The organism is Caldisericum sp. (assembly GCA_022759145.1).
In the GTDB taxonomy this organism is placed as follows: domain Bacteria; phylum Caldisericota; class Caldisericia; order Caldisericales; family Caldisericaceae; genus Caldisericum.
Window position 1 is genome coordinate 1 of the sequence record JAEMPV010000107.1, and the last position, 3782, is coordinate 3782.

Genomic DNA, 3782 nt, shown 5'->3' on the forward strand with positions numbered 1-3782 from the left:
TTTTTGTGGATACAACTCACACAATCCGTTTTATGAATAAATATGCCGTAAATAATTATAAAGATAGATTCGGAAACGACCTTATAGGTAAATCCATATTTAATTGCCACAATGATAACTCAAAAAGGCTAATTCTTCAGGGATTTCTCGAACTTTTGAAAAGGAAAGACAAAGCGCTTGTTTTCGAAAATGAAAAGGTAAAAGAATATATGGTTGGGGTTAGAAATGAAAACGGAACTCTCCTTGGATATTTTGAAATAATTGAAAGGGTGTAAGATTACATACCGTCATCTTAATTGGCTAAAAACTGCAAATTCGGCTGAAACTTAATTGCATACAATGTTGTTTAAGGATTAATTTCAATAGAATATATATAGATGCTACGACCAGAAAGACCTAAAAGGAGCGCATCCTCATGGACTTCTTTCAGTTTGGGTACATTTCAAAAACGGGTGTGCCTACTATAATAGAAAGGAGATGAAAAGTTGAAAAAGTTGGTTGTTTTTAGTCTTGTTGTTTTGTTTGTATTTTCTATAACTATCGGGGTTTTGCCCGTAAAGGGTGATACAAAAGTTGAGGGAGAAATTTCCATAGGAAAAACATTTGCAGTAATCAATTCAAAAGTTGTGAAAATTGATGTTACACCAGTTATTTCAAATGGAAGAACGCTTATTTCGGGTAGTTTCCTTGCAAATACTCTTGGTGGCTTTTATGATTACAATCCGAACTCAAAGACCATAACCCTTTTATTTGACCTTAAGGTATTTACCTTTGAGGTAGGTTCAAAAAAAGCAATTATCGATAATGAAAATTATGAGACTCTCGATGTTGCACCTGCCGTTATAAAAGGCGTTCCTCTTGTCCCTCTTAGGTTTGTTATAGAATCACTTGGCGGCATAGTTATGTGGAATGGAAACACAAGAAGCGTAAAATTTTCGTATTCTCCAAAGCCTCTTTCAAAAACATTGAAGGTAACCCTTAAAGTAATCCACGCAGGAAGCCTTACCCAACCAATAAGAAGCGTTGAAGAAAACTTCAAAAATTATTACAAAAACCTCAATGTCCAGATAAATTTTGAAGATATGTCCGCAGGAAGCGTTGATGTTGTAAAGCAGGTTTCGGAACTAAAAAAAGAAATGGATGTTGTAATTACTGCAGATTCTTTCCTTATCCCACAATATCTTATACCGAAATATGCTTCCTCATATATAGAGTTTGCAACAAATAAACTTGTTCTATGCTATACGGATAAAAGTGCATATGCAAAAGAAATCACAAGCAATAATTGGTTTGATATACTTTTGAGAAAAGATGTTGACTTCGGATACGCAGAGCCAAACTCGGATCCCTGCGGTTACCGAACCCTTTTAATGTTTCAACTTGCAGAACTTTTTTACAAAAAACCCGGGCTTTACAATAGTTTGTTGAATGCTACAAAGCCACAAAATATCCGCCCGAAATCAGTCGAACTTGTTGCACTTCTTCAAACACACGAACTTGATTACGCCTTTGAGTATGAATCTGTTGCAATACAAAACAATTTAAAATACATTTCGCTTAAAGACGAACTTAACTTTGGAAATCCTGAGTTAAAGGATTGGTATGCAAAAGCATCCTTTACCTTAAAAGATGGAACAGTTGTAAAAGGTGCACCTATTGTTTATGGGCTTACAATCCCCGAAAACGCACCAAACAAAATCTGGGCTGAGCGATTTGTGATGTATCTTTTAAAATATGGAAAAGATGATTTCAAAAAAGCAGGACAACCCTTTGTGGATTTTAAAGCATACCCGGACATCTATAAGATTCCTGCTATCGTAAGAATTGGAATAAGAAATTAGCGAAAGTTATCTAATGTCCGTAATAATGGCTAAACAGTCGAAGGAAATTGAAAAGGCTCGAAATAGTATTCCTCAAAAAACTGCAAACTTTAATTCATCTCGAAATCAAAAGATAGATTATAATATAAATTGTGAAGAATAGATTTTTTAGATATGCGTTGGGTATCATTGCAGGTATTGGCATCCTTTTTATAATTGTGCCGCTAATGCGCCTTATAACTTACCCGAGACCCTCGCTTCTTATTTCTTCTCTTAAAGACCCCCTGAACCAGAATGCGATTCTCAATAGTATCACCTTTGCATTTATTGCATCGGTTTTGAGTGTTATTATAGGCATACCACTTTCGTATCTCATTGCAAAAGGGTATTTTGGAAAACTTGAAAGCATAATTGAGGCAATTTGTGACACTCCCCTTGCAACCCCTCACATTATTGCAGGTATTGCACTTCTTCTTGTTTTTGGAAAAGACGGCTTAATCGGTAAATTACTCTATAACACATTCAATATAAAACTCATAGGAACTGCTTTTGCAGTTGTTGTTGCGATGATGTATATGTCGTTTCCATTTTTTGTAGACACGGTAAAAGAAGGGTTTAAAGGAATTGACCCATCGATAGAAAGGGCATCCCGCATATTAGGTGCAAGTGAAGTACATACTTTCTTTCTCATCGACATTCCCCTCGTTAAAGGACATATAATTTCTGGCTTCCTCTCCTCTTTTGCAAGGGCAATTTCAGAGTTTGGCGCTGTAATTATTGTTGCATACTATCCAATGACAGCACCTATCCGCATTTACGATGCATACACGCAATATAACCTCGAAACATCAATCTCTGTTGCAGCAACCCTTCTTATCATATCACTTATTATTTTTGCTATCCTCAGGATTATAGGAAGGAGAGTAAAATGAGTGTCGTACTTTCGATATCAGGGCTTTATGCACACAACGGCAATTTTTTACTTAAAAATATAAATCTTGATGTAGTAAATGGCGAAATTGTTGCAATCGTTGGAGAAAATGGCTCTGGAAAGACAACACTTTTAAACGCAATTGCAGGGTTTGTGAAAGTCGATAAAGGCAAGATTTTGTTAAATGGAGTTGATATAACAAATAGAGAGCCTGAGGAAAGAAACATCGGCTACATTTTCCAGACACTTGCACTTTTCCCACACCTAACAATTCAAGATAATATAAAATTCGGGCTTCGCTTTAAGCAAATAGATAATGCAGAAGACCGTTTTAATGCTACTGTGAAATTTTTTAAACTCGAGCACCTTCTTTCAAGATACCCAAACGAACTTAGCGGTGGCGAAAAACAAAAGGTTGCAATTGCAAGAGCCCTTATTCTTGATCCGAAAGTTTTACTTTTAGACGAGGTTACATCTCAACTTTCACCTATTGAAAGGGAGCGTGTATCGTTAGAGTTAAAGGAAATTATCAAAAACTTTGGCAAAAGCGCAATTTTTGTAACGCACAATATAGATGAAGCAACAATAGTTGGCGATAGGATTGCAGTTTTGGATAACGGGCAAATTATCCAGATTGGCATACCTGACGAGATTTTTTACAGCCCTAATCGTGAAGAGGTTGCACGCCTTGCAGGGGTAAATGTCATAAAGGGCGTTGTCGTAGGAGAAGAAGATGGCATAAAAAAGGTCGATGTCGGAAGCCAATTTATATATACACTTGGAGACTATGCAATTGGCGATTCAGTTATTATCTTTATCCACCCAGAAGAAATTACCCTTTCAAAGACTCCTTTTAAGACTTCCGCTCAGAATAGTTTCACGGGTTTTATTGATAAAATCGTTAGTAAATCTGGTGTTGCAACTGTTTCAGTAAAAGTGTCTGAGAACAATACATTTAAAGCACTCATAACTCGAAAGTCCCTTGAAGAACTTGATTTAAAAACAGGCGAAAACGTGTATCTTTCTTTCAA

Annotated in this window: 4 protein-coding genes; all 4 read left to right on the plus strand. The window is 36.2% G+C overall.

Annotation, left to right across the window (positions count from 1 at the left end; all coding sequences use genetic code 11):
• Nucleotides 1-275, plus strand: a 275-nt coding sequence (locus JHC30_06465; protein ID MCI4463792.1) for a hypothetical protein, incomplete at its 5' end; no start/stop codon positions are given.
• A gap of 210 nt (nt 276-485) precedes the next feature.
• Nucleotides 486-1841, plus strand: coding sequence for a tungstate ABC transporter substrate-binding protein WtpA (gene wtpA / locus JHC30_06470; protein MCI4463793.1), 1356 nt, complete (start codon nt 486-488; stop codon nt 1839-1841).
• Between the two features lie 131 nt (nt 1842-1972).
• A complete protein-coding gene (locus JHC30_06475; protein MCI4463794.1) occupies nt 1973-2752 on the plus strand; it encodes an ABC transporter permease in 780 nt (259 codons plus the stop codon).
• Nucleotides 2749-3782, plus strand: a 1034-nt coding sequence (locus JHC30_06480; GenBank protein ID MCI4463795.1) for an ABC transporter ATP-binding protein, incomplete at its 3' end; no start/stop codon positions are given. The genes JHC30_06475 and JHC30_06480, both read left to right, overlap by 4 nt.